General features: G+C 69.3%; 19 protein-coding genes and 1 other RNA gene. 9 read left to right on the forward strand and 11 right to left on the reverse strand.

What is annotated here, in order from left to right:
• Positions 1–21 precede the first annotated feature (21 nt).
• Positions 22–1,224 (reverse strand): aspartate aminotransferase family protein, encoded by a 1,203-nt coding sequence (locus GT007_RS14395; protein WP_201451924.1) that lies wholly within the window; start codon positions 1,222–1,224, stop codon positions 22–24.
• Between the two features lie 147 nt (positions 1,225–1,371).
• On the opposite strand from GT007_RS14395, the gene GT007_RS14400 reads away from it, so the two are divergent.
• The 4 genes from GT007_RS14400 (at position 1,372) to GT007_RS14415 (ending at position 4,921) form a co-directional block, all read left to right on the forward strand.
• Positions 1,372–2,265, forward strand: coding sequence for a polysaccharide deacetylase family protein (locus tag GT007_RS14400; protein ID WP_160122325.1), 894 nt, complete (start codon positions 1,372–1,374; stop codon positions 2,263–2,265).
• Positions 2,262–3,140, forward strand: a complete 879-nt coding sequence (locus GT007_RS14405) for a polysaccharide deacetylase family protein (RefSeq protein WP_160122326.1) — start codon at positions 2,262–2,264, stop codon at positions 3,138–3,140. Before GT007_RS14400 ends, GT007_RS14405 begins: the two co-directional genes overlap by 4 nt.
• Entirely contained in the window at positions 3,137–3,997 is an 861-nt protein-coding gene (locus GT007_RS14410) for an HpcH/HpaI aldolase/citrate lyase family protein (protein ID WP_201451925.1), read from the forward strand. The genes GT007_RS14405 and GT007_RS14410 overlap by 4 nt, the downstream gene beginning before the upstream one ends.
• A gap of 264 nt (positions 3,998–4,261) precedes the next feature.
• Positions 4,262–4,921, forward strand: a complete 660-nt coding sequence (locus tag GT007_RS14415; protein WP_160122328.1) for an MT-A70 family methyltransferase — start codon at positions 4,262–4,264, stop codon at positions 4,919–4,921.
• Between the two features lie 6 nt (positions 4,922–4,927).
• On the opposite strand, the gene GT007_RS14420 is transcribed toward GT007_RS14415, so the two are convergent.
• Entirely contained in the window at positions 4,928–5,638 is a 711-nt protein-coding gene (locus tag GT007_RS14420; RefSeq protein ID WP_160122329.1) for a BglII/BstYI family type II restriction endonuclease, read from the reverse strand.
• Positions 5,639–5,698: 60 nt separating this feature from the next.
• On the reverse strand, positions 5,699–7,039 hold the full coding sequence (locus GT007_RS14425; RefSeq protein ID WP_160122330.1) for an MFS transporter: 1,341 nt from the start codon (positions 7,037–7,039) through the stop codon (positions 5,699–5,701).
• A 276-nt stretch (positions 7,040–7,315) separates the two neighbouring features.
• On the opposite strand from GT007_RS14425, the gene GT007_RS22890 reads away from it, so the two are divergent.
• Positions 7,316–8,098, forward strand: a complete 783-nt coding sequence (locus GT007_RS22890; protein WP_160122331.1) for a hypothetical protein — start codon at positions 7,316–7,318, stop codon at positions 8,096–8,098.
• Positions 8,099–8,103: 5 nt separating this feature from the next.
• Entirely contained in the window at positions 8,104–8,571 is a 468-nt protein-coding gene (locus GT007_RS14435) for a hypothetical protein (protein WP_160122332.1), read from the forward strand.
• Here GT007_RS14435 and GT007_RS14440 read toward each other — a convergent pair.
• The 3 genes from GT007_RS14440 to thyX are packed head-to-tail and all read right to left on the reverse strand — an operon-like array spanning position 8,568 to position 10,898.
• Positions 8,568–9,401: a ribokinase gene (locus GT007_RS14440; protein WP_160122333.1), complete on the reverse strand. Its 834-nt coding sequence runs from the start codon at positions 9,399–9,401 to the stop codon at positions 8,568–8,570. The two genes, GT007_RS14435 and GT007_RS14440, sit on opposite strands and share 4 nt — an antisense overlap.
• A complete protein-coding gene (locus tag GT007_RS14445; protein ID WP_160122334.1) occupies positions 9,398–9,970 on the reverse strand; it encodes an HD domain-containing protein in 573 nt (190 codons plus the stop codon). Before GT007_RS14445 ends, GT007_RS14440 begins: the two co-directional genes overlap by 4 nt.
• Entirely contained in the window at positions 9,963–10,898 is a 936-nt protein-coding gene (thyX, locus tag GT007_RS14450) for an FAD-dependent thymidylate synthase (RefSeq protein WP_160122335.1), read from the reverse strand. The genes GT007_RS14445 and thyX overlap by 8 nt, the downstream gene beginning before the upstream one ends.
• 107 nt (positions 10,899–11,005) lie before the next feature.
• On the opposite strand from thyX, the gene GT007_RS14455 reads away from it, so the two are divergent.
• Both GT007_RS14455 and ssrA read left to right on the forward strand, forming a co-directional pair.
• Positions 11,006–12,085 (forward strand): YeeE/YedE thiosulfate transporter family protein, encoded by a 1,080-nt coding sequence (locus GT007_RS14455; protein ID WP_160122336.1) that lies wholly within the window; start codon positions 11,006–11,008, stop codon positions 12,083–12,085.
• Positions 12,086–12,121: 36 nt separating this feature from the next.
• Positions 12,122–12,445: a transfer-messenger RNA gene (gene ssrA, locus GT007_RS14460) on the forward strand.
• A gap of 197 nt (positions 12,446–12,642) precedes the next feature.
• Here ssrA and GT007_RS14465 read toward each other — a convergent pair.
• The 4 genes from GT007_RS14465 to GT007_RS14480 all read right to left on the reverse strand — a co-directional run bounded on the left by GT007_RS14465 (position 12,643) and on the right by GT007_RS14480 (position 15,539).
• Complete coding sequence (locus GT007_RS14465; protein WP_160122337.1) at positions 12,643–13,212, reverse strand: class I SAM-dependent methyltransferase; 570 nt, start codon at positions 13,210–13,212, stop codon at positions 12,643–12,645.
• An 89-nt stretch (positions 13,213–13,301) separates the two neighbouring features.
• The gene (locus tag GT007_RS14470; RefSeq protein ID WP_160122338.1) at positions 13,302–14,501 is read right to left on the reverse strand and encodes a cupin domain-containing protein; all 1,200 of its coding nucleotides are present in this window, start codon (positions 14,499–14,501) and stop codon (positions 13,302–13,304) included.
• A gap of 4 nt (positions 14,502–14,505) precedes the next feature.
• Complete coding sequence (locus tag GT007_RS14475) at positions 14,506–14,985, reverse strand: hypothetical protein (protein ID WP_160122339.1); 480 nt, start codon at positions 14,983–14,985, stop codon at positions 14,506–14,508.
• Between the two features lie 116 nt (positions 14,986–15,101).
• A complete protein-coding gene (locus tag GT007_RS14480; RefSeq protein ID WP_160122340.1) occupies positions 15,102–15,539 on the reverse strand; it encodes a hypothetical protein in 438 nt (145 codons plus the stop codon).
• A 312-nt stretch (positions 15,540–15,851) separates the two neighbouring features.
• Between GT007_RS14480 and GT007_RS14485 the strand changes: the two genes are divergently transcribed.
• A complete protein-coding gene (locus GT007_RS14485; RefSeq protein WP_160122341.1) occupies positions 15,852–16,565 on the forward strand; it encodes a SapC family protein in 714 nt (237 codons plus the stop codon).
• Here the strand turns inward: GT007_RS14485 and GT007_RS14490 are convergent.
• On the reverse strand, positions 16,562–17,392 hold the full coding sequence (locus GT007_RS14490) for a GNAT family N-acetyltransferase (protein WP_160122342.1): 831 nt from the start codon (positions 17,390–17,392) through the stop codon (positions 16,562–16,564). The two genes, GT007_RS14485 and GT007_RS14490, sit on opposite strands and share 4 nt — an antisense overlap.
• Positions 17,393–17,417 lie beyond the last annotated feature (25 nt).

A 17,417-nucleotide genomic window follows, 5' to 3' on the forward strand; every position in this document is an offset into this window, starting at 1 on the left:
CCACACCAACCCTATGCGCCATCACTTCGCGGCGACCTTTGCCTCGCTGGGCGTCAGGCGGCGGCAGGTGCGGTCGAGCAGCGACAGCGCCTCCTCCACCTCGGCATCCCGCACGATCAGGGACGGGGCGAGACGCAGCACGTTCATCCCCGCCGAGACGGTCAGCAGCCCCTCGGCCACGGCGGCCGCCTGGGCGTCGCCGTTGTTGACCTCGGGCTGCAGCTTCATGCCCAGCAGCAGGCCGGCACCCTGGATGCCCGCGATCACCGTGGGGTGCTTCGCGGCAAGGTCCAGCAGCCCGTCCCACAGCTTGCGGGCGATGCGGTCCACCTCGGGCAGGAAGCCCTCGGCCAGGATCACATCCAGCACGGCGTTGCCCGCCGCGCAGGCCAGCGGCCCGCCGCCATAGGTGGTGCCATGGGTGCCGGGCTTGAGATACTTCGCCACGGCTTCCTTGGCGAAGACGGCGCCGAGCGGGAAGCCGCCGCCGATCCCCTTGGCCGCCGACATCACGTCCGGCTCGATGCCGGCCCACTGGTGGGCCCACAGCTTGCCGGAACGGCCCATGCCGGTCTGCACCTCGTCGATCGCCAGCAGCAGGCCGAACTCGTCGCACACCTTGCGCAGGTCGCGCAGGAAGCCGAGATCGGCCGGGCGCACGCCGCCCTCGCCCTGGATCGGCTCGATCATGATGCCGGCCGTTTCCGCCGTGATGGCGGCGCGGACGGCGTTCATGTTGCCGAAGGGCACATGGCTGAAGCCCTGCACCGGCGGGCCGAAACCCGCCAGATACTTCTCGTTGCCGGTGGCGGACAGCATGGCCAGGGTGCGGCCGTGGAAGGCGCCCTCGAAGCAGATCATGCCGAAGCGCTCGGGCTGGCCGTTCTCGGCGTAATATTTGCGCACGGCTTTCACCATGCCCTCATTCGCCTCGGCGCCCGAGTTGCAGAAGAACACGCTGTCGGCGAAGGAATTCGCCACATGGCGCGCGGCCAGCTGTTCCGCCTGCGGCACCCGGTACAGGTTGGACACGTGCATCACACGCGCCGCCTGTTCCTGGATGGCCTGCACCAGATGCGGATGGGCATGACCGATGGAGGTGGTGGCAATGCCCGAGCCGAAGTCCAGGAATCGTCGCCCATCCTCCGTCCACAGCTGCGCCCCCTGGCCCCGCACGAAAGCGAGGTCGGCACGGTTGTAGGTCGGCATCAAAGCGGGGATCACGTCTGGCTTCTCCCGAAGCATCCCGCGCGAAGGGCGGGTGTCGCTGCTTCGGGGCGGGAAGCGGCCGAGAGTGGAGGAAAATCCCCCATCCGTAAAGGATACCACTCCGACTTGCGGTATGACGTTTCGCGGGCGAGCATCATTCCCATGAAGCTCCCGGCCCATTCCCGCTACGCGCACAGCGCGATCATCCACCGCGCGCCCTATTCCTGGGCGAATGGCACCAACCTAGCCTTGCTCGTCGTCAACAACATCGAGCATTTCGCCTTCCGCGCCGGCATGGGCAGCGACAGTACCGGCCTGAACCCGGTGCAGAACCAGCGCCCCTATGCCTGGCGGGACTACGGCAACCGCGTGGGCCTGTGGAACCTGCTGGATATGCTGGATGAGCTGGCGATCCCGGCCGGGCACAACTGCAACTCCGCCGTGCTGGACCATTGCCCGGAAATCGCGCCCGCGCTGCTCGCGCGCGGCGACGAGATCATCGGCCACGGCCGCACCAACGCCGAACGCCAGGACGGCATGTGGGAGGAGGACGAGCGCCGGCTGATCCTGGAATCGCGCGACGTGCTGGCGCGGCACAATGGCGGCCGCCAGCCGCGCGGCTGGCTCGGCCCCTATATCGCGCAATCGGCCGTGACGCTCGACCTGCTGAAGGAAGCGGGCTTCACCTATGTCATGGACTGGCCGGTGGACGACCAGCCGATCTGGATGAACACGCGCGATGGCGGGCGCATCCTGTCCGTCCCCTACTCCGTCGAGCTGAACGACAGCCCGGCCATGGTCGCCCGCCACCACACGGGCCGCGAATTCGCCGACATGATCGTGGACCAGTTCGAGGAAATGCTGATCCAGAGCGAAAAGCGCCCCCTGGTGATGAGCGTGGTGCTGCACCCCTTCATCATGGGCCAGCCGCACCGGCTGCGGCCGCTGCGCCAGGCGCTGCGCCACATCATGGCCCAGCGCGACCGCCTGTGGGTGACCCGCCCCGGAGAGCTGGCGGACTACGTCGCCGGCCTGCCGGCAGGCACCGTCCCGTGACCCGGGATTTCGAGGGCTATGGCCGCAACCCGCCCGAGGCCCGCTGGCCCGGCGGCGCGCGGCTGGCGCTGAACTTCGTCATCAACCATGAGGAAGGCGGCGAGCGCAGCGTGCCCGACGGCGACCCCGCCACCGAGGCCGCGCTGACCGAGGGCAGCACCATCCCGCCCCAGGGGCGCGACCTGGGCGCGGAATCCATGTTCCAGTACGGCAGCCGGGTGGGGTTCTGGCGGCTGTGGCGGCTGTTCCAGGCCGCCGGCCTGCCCTGCACCGTCTTCGCCGTGGCGCGCAGCCTGCAACGCACGCCCCAGGCCGCCGCCGCGATCCGCGAGGCCGGGTGGGACGTGGCGGGCCACGGCCTGCGCTGGGTCGGCCACGCCGACATGGATGAGGCGACGGAGCGCCAGGCGCTGACCGAGGCCACGCGCATCATCGAGGACACGACGGGGCAAAGGCCGCTCGGCTGGTATTGCCGCTACGCGCCCAGCCTGAACACGCGGCGGCTGCTGGGCGAACTCGGCTATCTGTACGACAGCGACGCCTATGACGATGAGCTGCCCTATTGGGACCGCTCGATCGGCAAGCCGCGGCTGGTGGTGCCCTATACGCTGGTGAACAACGATTTGCGCTTCCAGCGCGCGGCGCTGACCACCGGCGAGGAATTCGAACGCTATATCATGGGCGCCATCGAGATGGCGCTGCATGAGCCGGGGTCGCGCATGCTTTCGGTCGGGCTGCACAACCGCATCATCGGCCACCCGGCGCGGGCCATCGGGCTGAAACGCATTCTGGACCGGGTGAAGGCCATGCCCGATATCTGGGTCTGCCGGCGCGTGGATATCGCGCGGCATTGGGAGAAGGAACACCCGCCGTGAAGAACCTGCCGCACTGGAGATCCCTGCTGTACGTGCCGGCGGCGCGGGAGAAATTCATCGCCAAGGCCCATGAGCGCGGGGCGGACGCCATCATCCTGGACCTGGAGGACAGCATCGCGCCGGCGGAAAAACCCGCGGCGCGCGCGGCGCTGGCGGGTGCGGTGCCTCGGGTTTCGGCCAATGGCGCGGATGTGGTGGTGCGGCTGAACCGCCCGCTGGAGCTGGCGGTGCAGGATATCCAGGCCGCGGTGATGCCCGGGGTGCGGGCGCTGATCTGCACCAAGATCATGGGTGCGGACCATGTGAAGCTGCTGGCGGAACTGATCGAGAGCGCCGAGGCCGCGCGCGGGATGGAGATCGGCCAGACCGGGATGGTGGTGCTGGCGGAGGATGCGGCGGGGGTGCTGCGGGCGGAGGAGATCGCGCGCGCGCACCCGCGCATCGTGGCGCTGGGGATCGGCGGGGAGGATCTGGCGACGGATCTGGGCGCGGAGGCGACGCCGGATGCGCTGGATTTGCCGAAGCGGCTGGGGGTGCTGGCAGCCCGGGCGGCGGGGGTGCTGCCGCTGGGGTTCATCGGGACCGTGGCGGGGTTGAGCGACCTGGAGGGGTACCGGGCGATGCTGCGGCGGTCGCGGGCCATCGGGTTTGCCTGCGCGAGCTGCGTGCATCCGTCTCAGGTGGCGATCATCAATGAGGAGTATGGGGCCAGCGAGGAAGAGCTGGCCCGGGCGAAGCGGATGATCGCGGCGTTTGAGGTGGCGTTGGGGCAGGGGCTGGGGGCGGTGAGTTTTGAGGGGCAGATGATTGATTTGCCGGTGGTGGAGAGGGCGCGGCGGTTGGTGAGGAGAGTTTGATTTTGGTAACGTTGGGTTTTGCACCTTGCATGGTTGCATGCGTGCATGCAACCATGCGTGTATGTCACGTTCTCCAATTGGCGCCGTAGAGCTACAGCTCTTCGCAGAGCCGAAAGAGCCACTTCAGGTCAGGATCCCATCCAGTGTGAAGCGACGCTTCAAGGCAACAGCCGCGATGCGTGGCCTTGAGCCTAACGAATTGTTCGTGGAGGTTTGGGATCACTACGAGAGAACAGCGGGCGTTGCCTCGCGTGAGGACACCCAATGACGAAAGCCGAAGAGATCGGGCCTGCCGAGAGCCTGCTTGCCGCCGCTGGCGCCGAGCGCTTTAGCACGATTTTGGCAGATCCGCCGTGGCAGTTCATGAACCGAACCGGGAAGGTCGCCCCCGAGCATCGTCGATTGAATCGGTACGGCACGATGGATCTGTCCGCCATCTGTGCCCTACCCGTCCAGAACATCGCCGCGCCGACCGCGCACCTCTATCTTTGGGTACCAAACGCGCTTCTGCCGGATGGGCTACAGACCATGAAGGCCTGGGGCTTTACCTACAAGGCGAATATCGTTTGGCGGAAGATCCGCAAGGATGGCGGAAGCGATGGGCGGGGCGTCGGCTTTTACTTCCGCAATGTGACCGAGTTGTTGCTGTTCGGGACACGTGGAAAAAATGCGCGCACACTCCAGCCCGGCCGCACACAAGTGAACTATCTTGAAACTCGAAAGAGGGAGCACTCACGCAAGCCCGATGAGATTTACAACATCATTGAGGCTTGCAGCCCTGGTCCGCGCATCGAGCTATTCGCGCGTGGTGTGCTGCCAGGCTGGACGTCCTGGGGCAACCAAGCGGACGAAAGCTACCAGCCGACCTGGGCAACCTATTCTCACAATTCGGCTGCTCAGCGGAGGCTCTTTGCGGCCGAGTAGCTGTGCCTAACGCTCCTCATTATCGCTTCCAGCGGTAGGAGAAACGCCAGTTGGCACCTTTGACCGAATTTTGCGTTTGGCATCCCGCGCAGTCTTTGCTTCTATCGCTGCTTGGAGCGCTTCGTCTCCATCATCAATAAAGAGTTCCGGCGTAATCGCGAAGGTCAAGATAGGGCAACCGCCGCCACCTCCACCGTCCAGTCGCGGCCAAAGCTTGGTATGGTGGGTCGTACTGTTGCCGTAGCTCTGGCCCTTTCCAAGCTTGTCGAAAAGGCCTTGGAGTTCCGAAGCGCGCGTCAGGATGACCCCAACGTCGATCGCACGGAGGTCGAACAATAGGCGAAAATTGTTAAGGTCCCGATCAAAAAATGGGTCTTTATTGTTCCATTCAAGTTCAAGCGCGACGCGTCCTTTAAAACAATCAACAAGATGAGTCGGGCTGACATACTCCTTCTCATCGACCACGATCTTTGTCTCAAACTTCTTCTCTTTCCAACCTCGAGAGCTAAAGGCTCCGTTGATCTGCTGGGAGATTGGCGAGAGGCCGCCGCCAGCCAATAGCACTTCCGACTTCTTGAGGCGGAAGGCTCGAAGGATCTCGATGATGTCCTGCCATTCGTCCGGGCATGCGGTCTGTAGGACGCCGGTGGCATTCCGCCACTCGCGGACTTTATAAAGGGTGCGGAGGTCTTCGGGGACAAGATGTTCTGTGGACACGCCCCATCGTGCCTCGGTCAGCGATCGGAAGCTAGAGCGTTGACTGAACGTCAGCAGTATTCACCCCTCCATATCCACATCCTTGGTCTCAGGCCCCAACACCAACGCCACCAGCGTCAGCACCGCCATCGCGCTCAAATACACCCCCACCCAGAACGGGCTCCCGGCGCCATAGCTCCACAGCGCCACCGCGATGAACGGTGCCACCGCCGCCCCCAGAATGGACGACACGTTGTAGGAAATGCCGGACCCCGTGTACCGCACGCTGGCCGGGAACAGTTCCGGCAGCAGCGCGCCCATCGGCCCGAACGTCAGCCCCATCAGCGAAAAGCCCAGCACCAGCCACGCCATCACCCCCACGAAGCCGCCGGCCAGCATCGGCACCCACACCAGCCCGAACACCGCGATGGCCAGCGTGATCCAGATCATGGTCTTGCGCCGCCCCCACCGGTCTGCCCAGGGGCCGGAAACCAGGGTGAACACGCCGAAGAACACCACGCCCACGATCATCATCAGCACGAAGCTGCGGTAATCGTACCCCAGCCCCGGCAGCGCCGCCGTCACGCCCGCCCGCCCGTAGCTGAGGGAGAAGGTGGTCATCAGATAGAACAGCACATAGGTGGCCAGCATATAGAAGGTGCCCAGCACCAGCTCCTTCCAATAGGTGGTGGCGGCGGCGGCCAGCGGCAGCTTGTGCACCCGCCCGTCGTCCACGGTCTTCTGGAAGGCCTGGCTCTCCACCAGGTGCAGCCGCACCCACATCCCCACCACGACCATCACGACAGAGAACAGGAACGGCACCCGCCACCCCCAGCTCATGAACTCGGCCGAGGGCCGGGACGGATCGCCAGAGGGCATGAGCGCCGCGATGATCAAAAACAGCCCATTGGCGATGATGAAGCCGATGGGCGCGCCCAGCTGCGGAAAGGTGCCATAGATGGCGCGCTTGCCCGGCGGCGCGTTCTCGGTCGCCACCAGCGCCGCGCCGGACCATTCGCCCCCCAGCGCGAAGCCCTGCGCCAGCCGCAGCAGCACCAGCAACGCGGGGGCGATCCAGCCCGCCATCTCCCAGGTCGGCAGCAGGCCGATCAGGAAGGTGGCGATGCCCATGGTCAGCAGCGCGCCCACCAGCGTCACCTTGCGGCCGCGCTTGTCGCCGATATGCCCGAACACGATGGCGCCCAGCGGCCGGGCCACCATCGCCGCGCCGAAGATGGCGAAGGAAGCGAGCAGCGCCGCCGTCTCATTCCCCGCCGGGAAGAACAGGTGCGGGAACACCAGCACCGCGGCGGTGGCATAGACGTAGAAATCGTAGAATTCGATGGTCGTGCCGACCAGGCTGGCCAGGATCACGCGCGATCGCGGATTGGCCGGCGCGGCATCGATGGTGGTGGCGGACATAGTGGCTCTTTCGGTGCGGGGCGTGCCCTCGCTGGCCTGTCTTGTCGCGTTCCCGTTGCATTGCTGCGGGCAGGCAGGGCCCGCCGACATTTCCGGTCGCGCCAACGCGCCCCGCAGCAATGTTCCGCCGAGGCTAGTCGCTGAAATGTCATGCGGCCAGCGCGGGCCGCGCTGGGCAGCCCCGCCCCCGACGCAGGCCCGAAAACATCACCGCCCCGCCTTGTTTTCACCCCCGTTCACTGGAACGTTACCAGTATTCCGAGGTTGGAGAGCCCGATGCGCCTTGCCGTTGCTTTGCTCGCTGCGGTTGCGGCTTTCGCCCTGCGAAGTCACGACGCCGGGGCCGCGCCCCGCCCCGCCGACTGCGAGCTGACGGTGAACGGCCGCACCTATATCCGCGGCCAATGCCAGTTCGACGCCGAGGCCGATGGCAGCTTCCGCGTCAACGGCCAGGACTACTTCGCCACCGTCAACGTCACCGCCCCCGGCGTTGCGGATGCCAGCTGGAACGCGGACCCCGCCTCCACCCACGCCCATACCCGCATCGGAGAGGTCCGCCGCCAGGGTGCCTGCTGGGTCGGCGCCAATGCCCGCATCTGCGCCCGGGCTTTGCCGCCGGAGGCCCTGCGCACCGCCCAGGCCGCCCAACCCGACGGCTTCGCCCTGTGGCCCATCACCCCGGGCCTGACGGCCTGCATCGGCCCGCAGGGCGCGCTTGCCGCAGGCACCCGCATGGTGCTGCGCAACTGCCGTGTCCCGGCTGATCTGCTGGTTCAGCGCGGCCCCGACGGCGCGCTGACCCTCTCCAGCAACCTGTGCCTCGGCATCGAGGCCCCGGGCATGGGCCGCCCGGCGGAGCTGATCGCCGAGCCCTGCGCCGCCAACTCCCCCCGCTGGACCAGCCAGGCCACCTCCACCGAGGAAGCCGTGGTCCGCTCCTCCGAGGGCATGTGCCTGACCATCCCGGCCATGGCGCGCCCCGAGACGCCCTTCCCCTACACCGTGAACGTCGCCCCCTGCGCCGCCACCGCCACCAAGTTCATCCTGTCCCGAGGCTGAGACCCATGAAACCCATCCTGATCATCGCCGCCCTGCTTGGCTGGGCCGGCACCGCCCAGGCCCAGCAGGAGCCCTTCGGCCAGAACATCGGCGCCTGGCGGTTCTCCCAGGCGCCGCACCAGACCCGAGTGATCTGCCGGGCCTTCGCGGGGTCGGAGAACATCGTCGGCCGCACCGGCGATGGCGAGATGTATGTCTCGGTGCCCGCCAATGGCATTCCGCGCGGCCCTTATCGTGAATCCACCCTCATCGCCGGCGGCGCGACAGAGCCGGTGGATGCCGTCTCGGACGGGCAGCGCTTCGTCCTTCCGGTCGATAAGGACCAGATCGGCCGGATTGTCCGGGCCGGTGGCTATCAGTGGCGCGCGATGGTGGACGGCCGGATCCGCAGCGGCACCGTGATGTTCGACCGCGATGTGGGCGCGGCGGTGAGCCGCCTGCAGGAATGCAGCCGCGCGAACGGGGGGCGTTAAAGCAGGTCTTCGATCTCGACGGCGGTCGGCGCCCAGGCGCCCGGCCGCGTGCAGGCCAGCGCCCCGGCGGCGTTGGCCCGCCGCAGCGCCAGCCCCATGGGCATGCGTGCATCCAGTGCCGCCGCCCAGGCCCCGCACCAGGCATCGCCCGCGCCCACGCTGTCCGTGACCGCCACGGGAAAGGCCGGGACGTCGAACCGCCCCTCCGGCCCGGCATAGGCCGCGCCGCGCTCGCCCAGCGTGCGCGCGACGCCGATGCCCAGCGTCTCCGACAATGCCTCCGGCACCGTGCCCAGCTGCGCGGCCAGCCAGGCGGCCTCCGGCTCATTCACCACCAGCCAGCTTAGCGCGGCCAGCTCCGGTTGCGCGGCGGCGGGCGCCAGGTTCAGCATGCAGCGCGCGCGGCGGATCAGCGCGGCATTCTGCTCGGGCGGCACTTCCATCTGCAACATCACCAGCGCGCCCGGCGGCACGTCTTCCGGCGCGCGGGCCAGAAGGTTGGCGCCGGGCGCCACCGTGATCTGGTTGCGCCCCGCCGCATCGACCACGATCGCGGCCATGCCGGTCGGCGCCTCCACCTCGGCCAGATGCGTGGCCACGCCGGCGGTTTCCAGCGCGGCGCGCAGCATGGCGCCATTCGCATCCCGCCCGACCGCACCATGGAACGCCACCCGCGCGCCGGCCCGCGCGGCCGCCACCGCCTGGTTCAGCCCCTTGCCGCCGGGCGCCACGGCGCTGTCCTGGGCCAGGATGGTCTCGCCGGGGGCGGGCAAGGCGGCGGCACGAAAGATCAGATCGGCATTGGCCGAGCCGAACACCACCACCGTCACGGCCGCATCAGCCCCAGTTCCAGCGCGCGCTCATACAGCGCCTCGATCATCGGCGCGAAGGGCGCGCCCAGGTCGATGGCGGGCTGCATGCGCTTCAGGCTGCGGGCCTTGGTCAGGCCGACCTCGGCCCAGGCGGGGGCGCCGCAATCCACCTGTTGCAGAAAGCCCTGCAACCGGTCGCAGCCCATGGCGAAGCGGGCCTCGGGCGTCTCGCAGGCTTCGAATTCCCGCCACAGCGCGTGCATGCGGGCCGATTGCGCGGGCGGCAGCGTGGCGAACAGCCGCTCGGCAGCGGCCTGTTCGCGGGCGGCCTGGGTTTGCAGCCCCTGCTCATCGAAGGCGAAGGTGTCGCCCGCCTCGATCTCCACCACGTCATGCACCGCGATCAGGGACAGCACCTGGCCGAGGTCCGGCGCGGGCGTCACCTCCGGGTGCAACAGCACGGCGATCAGGGCGACGTGCCAGGCGTGCTCGGCGCTGTTTTCCGGCCGCCCTTCGGTGAAGGCGGCGCGGTGGACGTGTTTCAGGCGGCTCGCCAGGCTGAAGAAGCCCAGCAGCGCCTCACTCACGCCCGAGGGTCTCCATCAGCTCGCGCCATTCGCGCTTGGACAGGCCGGAGGCCGGCTGCTCCACCGCCTCACCCGCCAGCAGGCGCTTCACCACCGACAGCATCTGCGCCGACAGCGTGACGGCGCCCATGCGGTAATCGCGGAACGCCTCATAGCAATGCGGCACCCAGGCCTTCACCGTGTCGATCATCGCCTCGGCATAGACGCGGATCTCGTACTGGGCATGCGCGTCCGCCCGCAGGGACAGGAAATGCAGCAGATTGTGCAGATCCGTCTTCCAATACCACTGGGTATAGGTGTTGAGGGTGAGGTTCATCCGCGCCAGTTCGCGCGCCAGGCCGGAGCGTTCGGCGCTCAGCGTCGCGCCCGTCTCATCCTCGTTCAGCATCTCGATATAGTGGTCGTAGTTGCGCCCGGCGTCGTCGCGCAGCAGGCGCAGGACGTGGGCGGCTTCCTCGCCCTCCAGCACGTCGCCGCGGCCCTGGCGGTTCACGGCGCTTTGCGCGGCCAGCTGCGCCGGGGCGGGGATGTAGAATTCCTTGTCCAGCACGGAATAGCGCGCCGAATACTCGTTCACATTGGCCGTGCGATGCCGGATCCACTGCCGCGCCACGAAGATGGGCAGCTTGATGTGGTACTTGATCTCGCACATTTCGAAGGGCGTGGAATGGCGGTGCCGCATCAGATAGCGGATCAACCCCCGGTCCTCATTCGCCGCCTTGGTGCCCCGCCCGTAGGAGACACGGGCGGCCTGCACCACCGCCGCGTCGTCGCCCATGTAATCCACCACGCGCACGAAGCCGTGGTCCAGGATGGGGATGGCCTGGGCCAGCATCGCCTCCAGCCCGGCCGAGACCGGGCGCGCCGTGGGCGTGCGCTGGGCGGCGGCCTCGGCCATTTCGGCTTTCTGTTCGTCGGTCAGTGCCATGGCGGGGCCCTTTCGAATATCGCGTCTGTGTATCGCCTCTCGCGCCGTTTGGTAACCTGGAGCCCGCCCGCGGCGAAGCCGGGCCGCACAGGCGGAAAGGACGATCCATGCGGCATGAGGGCGCGAACCGGGCGGGGCTGCTGCTGGGGGCGCTGGGCACGGCGGCGGTGCTGGCCGCCCTGCCCGGGCCCGGCCAGATCCCGACGCTGCTGGCCGCGATGCTGACCGGGGCGGCCTTCGTATGGCTGGATTTCGGCTTCACGGGCGGCTTCCGCGCCTTTCTGGGCCAGGGCGATGGGCGGGCGCTGGGAGCGGCCTTCATCGTGCCCGCCGTGGCGGCGCTGGTGGTGCTGCCGGGCGGCGTACTGCTGCCGGGGCACGGCCGCTTCATCGCCCCGGTCGGGCTTTCCCTGCTGCTGGGGGCGGCGATGTTCGGGGTGGGCATGCAACTGGCCAATGGCTGCGGCTCCGGCACGCTGGTCGCGGCGGGGCAGGGTTCGCGGCGGATGGGGGTAGCCCTGCCCTTCTTCTGCCTGGGCGGGGTGCTGGGCAGCCTGGCCCTGCCCACCGCGCTGCGCTGGCCGGAACTCGGCGCGATCGACCTGGCGGAGGCGCTGGGCCCCTGGGGCGCGCTGCTGGCGGCCGAGGCCCTGTTGCTGGCCATGGCGCTGGTGGTGCTGCGAGGCGCCCGGCCGGAGCCCGCGCGGCTGCGGGCCGGGGCCATCATTGGCGCGCTGGCGGCGCTGCTGTTCCTGCTGTCGGGTGAGCCCTGGGGCATCACCATGGGGCTGACGCTGTGGGGCGCGAAGCTGGCGCAGGCAGCGGGGCTGCCGCTGGCGGGCAGCGAGTTCTGGTCCGTGCCCTGGGCGGCCGAGGCGCTGGCGGGCCCGGTGTTGGGCTTCACCGCCTCCCTGACCGATGCCGGGCTGCTGCTGGGGTCCCTGCTGGCGGCGGCCTGGGGCGGCGGGCTGCGCTGGGGCACACCGCTGCGCTGGCGCGGCACGCTGGGGGCGGCGCTGGGCGGGCTGCTGATGGGGGTGGGCGCGCGGCTGGGCTTCGGCTGCAATGTGGGGGCCTTCGTGGGGGGCGTGTCCTCCGGCAGCCTGCATGGCTTCGTGTGGTTCGTGGCGGTGTTGCCGGGCTGCTGGCTGGGCATGCGGCTGCGGCCGCGCTTCGGCCTGGGCTGAGGCCCCGGCGCGCGGATTTGGACTTCCTGCGGCCTCCCCCTCGATTTCGGCGGGCCGGCACGCTATATACCGTCCGTCACCTTCGGGGACTATGGCGATAAACGCCGTGTGGAATAAGCGTTACGGACCCGGGGGCAGTGCCCGGCGTCTCCACCATTCATCCGCCCATATCGGGGGTGCGTGTGGGGACGAAACAGCTTCGACGTGCGCGGTAAAGACACGGTTTTTGCCCGGCATTGTACCGCCGTCATCGGGCTAAATCACAAGTGCCAACGATAACAGCCGTGAGGCTGTGGCGCTCGCTGCCTAGGAATAGGTAAGCGCGGTCCGGGGGGAACCGGGCAACAGAATCCCCCCACTCTCCAAGCCCGCCGGAAGGCGGGCTTGGAGAGTGGTTGTTTTGTGCCCTCAGACGCCGGGCGTGGCCTTATTTGGTGCCCTCAGACGCCGGGCGGCGGCATCCGCCGCCTTGGCTTACGGCGCGCCACAGCCGCGCCAGGCCGGAAAGCCTGGTGGGCGCCGCCGGCCGCCGTGCGGCCGGGAAGCAGCCGGACGGCTCAGAAGCCGGCGGCCAGGATGTAATAGGGCGGCTGGCGGTATTTCGGCCGCAGGTCCGGCCGGTCCTGGAACCGCGTGAAGCCCACGCCGCGCAGCATCTCCCGCGCCTCGGCCGCGCTGTAGTGGTGAAAGGTCTTGTGGGGGGTGAAGATCCGCTTCAGCCACACCTCCGCCGCCCCCACGAAGCCCTCCGGGTCCGGCTCCGCCACCAGCAGCACCCCGCCCGCCCGCAGCCGCTGCTTGGCCGTGCCCAGCAGCGCCACCAACGCCTCCCGCGGGATGTACATCATCACGCCGAACAGCATGGCCAGGTGAAAGGGCGGCTCCGTCAGCGGCAACTGGCTGATGTCGGCCACATCCGCGCCCACCCCCGGCTCCGGGTTCACGATGGTGATGCTGGCGCCCGCCGGCAGCACCGCCCGCGCCTTGAACCCGCGCGCCGTGCCGCCGATGTCCAGCACCCGCGCCCCGGGCGGAATATAATCCCGCACCACCAACGCCACCGTGCTGTCATGGCTGGAAGGCGAGGCCGGGTTGAACACCCCCGCGCCGCCGAAACCGCTGGACATGGCCGTTCCCTCTCCTGGCAATACAGCCTAGGGAACCCACGCCCCCGCCCGCATCGCCCGATCGGGTGACACCCGCGCGATCGTGAAGATCAGGCGGCTTCCAGCAACCCGTCCCGCCGCAGCCGGTCCAGGAACTCCGGCGCGCCCTCGCCCAGCTCGGCGGCGGTGGCACCCTCGGTCAGCGCCTCCAGCCAGCCCAGCTGCGCCTCGGTCAGCGGGATGTGGCCGCCGGTCCAGTGCAGGGCGGCCAGCCCATCGGGGGTGATGGCCACATGGTGGTGCATGCCGTCCGCCAGCCGCAGCCGCTGGGCAGGGTCCAGCGGCGCCAGGAACAGCCCGCGCGCCGGCAGGGGCTGCCGGTCCTCGTTCAACTGGTCCAGCAGCATCACCGAGACACGTTCCGCCTGCGCCTGGCCCGCCACGCCGCGCAGCCGCTCCGCCATCTGTTCCAGCAGCAGGGCCACGCCATCGGGCCCGCCGAGCCGCCAGGTGGGCACGGCATGGCGCAGGGCCACATTCTCCGCTTCCTCGGCCGTCAGCAGCTGGCGCAGCATGTCGGCCCAGCAGATCTCCATGAAGCCCAGGGTGATGTGCAGGGAATGCTCGCCCGGCTCCGTCGCCGCGTCGTGCATGATGCCGCGCGGGATATACAGCGCCGCCCCCGGCTCCAGAATGAAGGTGTGCGGCTCGCCCTCGGCGGCCAGGTCGCCCGGCCAGGGGGTGTTGCGGGTGGGATATTCCATCCCCGGCTTGTCCCACACCCGCCAGCGCTTGCGGCCGGAGACCTGCATCACCAGCACGTCATGCGTGTCGTAATGGGTGCGGAAGCCCTGCGCGCCCGGCGGCGTCAGATAGATGTTGGTCTGCAGCCCGTGCAGGAAGAATTTCTCCAGCCCCCGGCAGAAGCGCGCCAGCGGCGGGTGCGTGTCCTGGAACTGGGACAGCACCAGCGACGCGCCCTTGTCGAAGCGGTGGAACAGGCGCGGCAGGTCCACCCGCCCGTCGGGCAGGGCGTATTCCTCCAGCGGCACGGCGGCGCTGCCCTGGCGGCTGTCATCGGCCATGGCCACGCGCGGGTTGCGCGCACCGTCGGTGCGCAGATACGCATCCACATCGGCCAGCGACAGCAGATGCGCGAAACGCTGCGCCCCCCTGGAGGGGAAATGATGCCATCCCGTGCCCTCACGCAGGGCCAGCACCGCCTCCGGCGCCATGCCGCCGAAGCCGAGGGCGACCGCCTCCTCCGTCAGGGACAGATCGGGCCCGGATTGGGGGGCATCATGCGGCATGGGCTCAGTAACCCCGGCGGCCACGGCCGGGGCCGTCGCTCGGGTCGCTGTCGGTCAGGCCGGTGCGGTAGCCGCCGCGATAGCCGCCACGGCCATTGCCGGGGCCATCGTTCGGGTCAGCGTCCGTGATGCCGGTGCCACGGCGATACCCGCCACGGCCATTGCCCGGCCCGTCGCTGGGGTCGGAATCCGTGATGCCGGTGCGATAGCCGCCGCGATAGCCGCCACGGCCATTGCCGGGGCCATCGTTCGGGTCAGCGTCCGTGATGCCGGTGCCACGGCGATACCCGCCACGGCCATTGCCCGGCCCGTCATTCGGGTCCGCATCGGTGATGCCGGTGCCGCGATAGGCCGGGGCGGGGGCATAGGCGCCGGGCGGCGGCACGCAGGCGGCGGTGGTGCCGGCGGCACCCAGCACGCCCAGGCGCAGAACCATGCTGCGGCGGCCCAGGCGAGGCTTGTCTTCGTTGTTCTGGTCGCTCATGGGCGCGCGTCCTGCCTTGTCTTGGATTGGGTGGGATCGTCAAACGAGTGTGGCCATGGGCGGCGCCCGCCGTCCATGGCTCAAATCAATAGGCCCGCCCGACCGGCGGGCCGGCCTCAGCGGCCGCGGCCGCGGCCCGCGCCGTCCGACGGGTCGTTGTCGGTGATGCCGGTGCGATAGCCGCCACCGCCCCGCCCACGGCCCGCGCCGTCATTGGGGTCATTGTCCGTCACGCCGCCGCGCCGGCCGCCACGGCCGTTGCCGGCGCCGTCATTCGGATCGTTGTCGGTCAGGCCAGTGCCGCGCCGGCCGCCGCGCCCGTTGCCAGGGCCGTCGCTGGGGTCGCTGTCGGTGATGCCGGTGCCACGGCGGCCGCGCCCACGGCCCGGGCCGTCGGACGGGTCATTGTCGGTCAGGCCGGTATAGGGCTGGGCCTCGGCGGCGGAGGGGGCCAGGGCGCTGGCGGCGGCGGTCGCGGCCCCCATGGCCGCGACACCGCGAACCACCAGCAGGCGCCTGCCCAGCGCGGGTGTCTTTTTCTCTTCTTCGGCCATTGGGTGGTCCCTGTCTGGTCTGCCTGGATGGCACCGGCGTGATTGAGTTGCTGCGGAATCTCCACCAGCGGAGGCTCGCTGACAAGTGTTTCCAAAAACTTGCGGCAGCACTGTGGCAGGAAACCACCCAAATCGACGTCCGGACGGAATGAAATTGCGTCGGCATACAGAATTCCGATGATGTTTTGATTGGCTCGCATGATGCACCGCCGCAACACCGCACATGCGACGCAGTCTCGCGGTTGCGAAGTTCTGCCCCTTGCCCTCGGCCGCGCCGCCATCGCACAACAGATGCGATCCGGGAGTGCCCTCATGACCGACACTACTTCGCTCTTTCCGCCCCTGTACCGAGGGCTGGAGCCGCTGCGGGCGGACCGCCACGGCGCGCTGCGCCTGCGCGACGCGGGCTATGGCTTCGCCGCCGGCGTGGCCGCCGTGCCGGTCGCGATGGAGGAAATGGCCATCGCCGGCCGCCACCACCCCATCGTGTTCTCGGCTGAGGCGCCCTTCATGCCGGTCGCCATCATGGGGCTTGAGGCCGGGCACAACCCGCATGTGGGCGCCGATGGCCGCTGGCCCGCCGGGCTGTACCTGCCGGCCTATCTGCGCCGCTACCCCTTCTTCCTGGCGCGCCTGCGCGACGGGGCGGAGGAGATGGCCCTGTGCATCGACACCTCCGCCCCCCAGCTGGGCGAGGAAGGCGAACCCCTGTTCATCGACGGCAAGCCCGCCCCCGCACTGGACCGCGCCTTCGCCTTCACCCGCGACCTGGAGCTGGCGCTGCAGAAAACCCGGCGGATGAGCGAGGCGCTGACGGGCCTCGGCCTGCTGCAGCCCGCCGCCGTGCAGTTCCAGCGCGACGGCAAGCCGCTGAAGATCGACGGCTTCCGCGCCGTGGAGCGCGCGGCCTTCGACAGGCTGGACGGCGCACAGCTGGCTACCCTGCGCGACCAGGGATACCTGGAGGCGATCTACGCGCATTTGTTCTCGGTGGGCGGCCTGCCGGAGATGGCGGCGAAGGGCTAACCCAGCTCGAAACTCGCCACGCCGAACAGCCGCGCCCGGTCGATCGCCGGGGCGGGGCCGGCATACATCCGCGCCGTCTCGAACACCTTCTCCATCCCGGCCGCGCGCGCGAGCGCCACGGCTTCCGGGTGGTCCTCCGGCACGTCCAGCGTCAGGGGGCCAGGCACCCGGGCGGCCAGGGCCAGGAACAGCGCGCGGGCGCCCTCGGCATCCGGGGCCAGCAGCGGGCCGATCTTGTGGCCCTCCCGGCAGGGGCGCAGCACGGCCAGCCCCGCGCCGCCCGGCAGCGCCACCGCCGCATGGCCCGGCGTGTCGATCCAGGCGCGCAGGAAGGCCGGGCGCGGCGTGCCGAAACAGGCGGCATCGAGTGCCACCAGCGCCGCGAAATCCACGCTGGCCGCCGGCACCACGCCGCCAGGGGCAGGTGGCAGCGCGGGCGCCGCCACCGTGTAGCGCGCATTGTTCCAGGCCAGCGCGAAACCGGATTTGCGGTAGTTCGCCTGCTGCGCCACCACCCCATCCAGCCCGATGACGCGCCCGGCCAGCCGCGCCATGGCCGCCCGCCACAGCGCCAGCCCATGGCCCTGGCCACGGGCGGCGGGGTCCGCGATGTAGAAGCCGATGAAGCCGAACCCCTTCCCATAGCGCACGGCGCTGATGCAGCTGCGCGGCACGCCCGCTTCCTCCAGCATCAGAAAGGCGCCCGGGTCCTCGGCCAGGAAGGCCGGGGCGTCGTTCAGGCCGGGGTTCCAGCCCTCCCGCGCGGCCCATTCCATCGGCAGGGCGATATCGGCCAGGGAGTGGATATGCGGACGGATATTCGGCATGGCTGCATCATACCATCCCGCGCGG

It is taken from the genome of Rhodovarius lipocyclicus, assembly GCF_009900765.1.
Taxonomy (GTDB): Bacteria; Pseudomonadota; Alphaproteobacteria; order Acetobacterales; family Acetobacteraceae; genus Rhodovarius; species Rhodovarius lipocyclicus.

What these genes read in the sequence shown, in the direction of transcription:
- GT007_RS14400 (WP_160122325.1), top strand. Translation starts at nt 1,372, where the DNA reads ATGAAGCTCCCGGCCCATTCCCGCTACGCGCACAGCGCGATCATCCAC.
- GT007_RS14415 (WP_160122328.1), top strand. Translation starts at nt 4,262, where the DNA reads ATGACGAAAGCCGAAGAGATCGGGCCTGCCGAGAGCCTGCTTGCCGCC.
- GT007_RS14425 (WP_160122330.1), bottom strand. Translation starts at nt 7,039, where the DNA reads ATGTCCGCCACCACCATCGATGCCGCGCCGGCCAATCCGCGATCGCGC.
- GT007_RS22890 (WP_160122331.1), top strand. Translation starts at nt 7,316, where the DNA reads ATGCGCCTTGCCGTTGCTTTGCTCGCTGCGGTTGCGGCTTTCGCCCTG.
- GT007_RS14435 (WP_160122332.1), top strand. Translation starts at nt 8,104, where the DNA reads ATGAAACCCATCCTGATCATCGCCGCCCTGCTTGGCTGGGCCGGCACC.
- thyX (WP_160122335.1), bottom strand. Translation starts at nt 10,898, where the DNA reads ATGGCACTGACCGACGAACAGAAAGCCGAAATGGCCGAGGCCGCCGCC.
- GT007_RS14455 (WP_160122336.1), top strand. Translation starts at nt 11,006, where the DNA reads ATGCGGCATGAGGGCGCGAACCGGGCGGGGCTGCTGCTGGGGGCGCTG.
- GT007_RS14465 (WP_160122337.1), bottom strand. Translation starts at nt 13,212, where the DNA reads ATGTCCAGCGGTTTCGGCGGCGCGGGGGTGTTCAACCCGGCCTCGCCT.
- GT007_RS14470 (WP_160122338.1), bottom strand. Translation starts at nt 14,501, where the DNA reads ATGCCGCATGATGCCCCCCAATCCGGGCCCGATCTGTCCCTGACGGAG.
- GT007_RS14475 (WP_160122339.1), bottom strand. Translation starts at nt 14,985, where the DNA reads ATGAGCGACCAGAACAACGAAGACAAGCCTCGCCTGGGCCGCCGCAGC.
- GT007_RS14480 (WP_160122340.1), bottom strand. Translation starts at nt 15,539, where the DNA reads ATGGCCGAAGAAGAGAAAAAGACACCCGCGCTGGGCAGGCGCCTGCTG.
- GT007_RS14485 (WP_160122341.1), top strand. Translation starts at nt 15,852, where the DNA reads ATGACCGACACTACTTCGCTCTTTCCGCCCCTGTACCGAGGGCTGGAG.
- GT007_RS14490 (WP_160122342.1), bottom strand. Translation starts at nt 17,392, where the DNA reads ATGCCGAATATCCGTCCGCATATCCACTCCCTGGCCGATATCGCCCTG.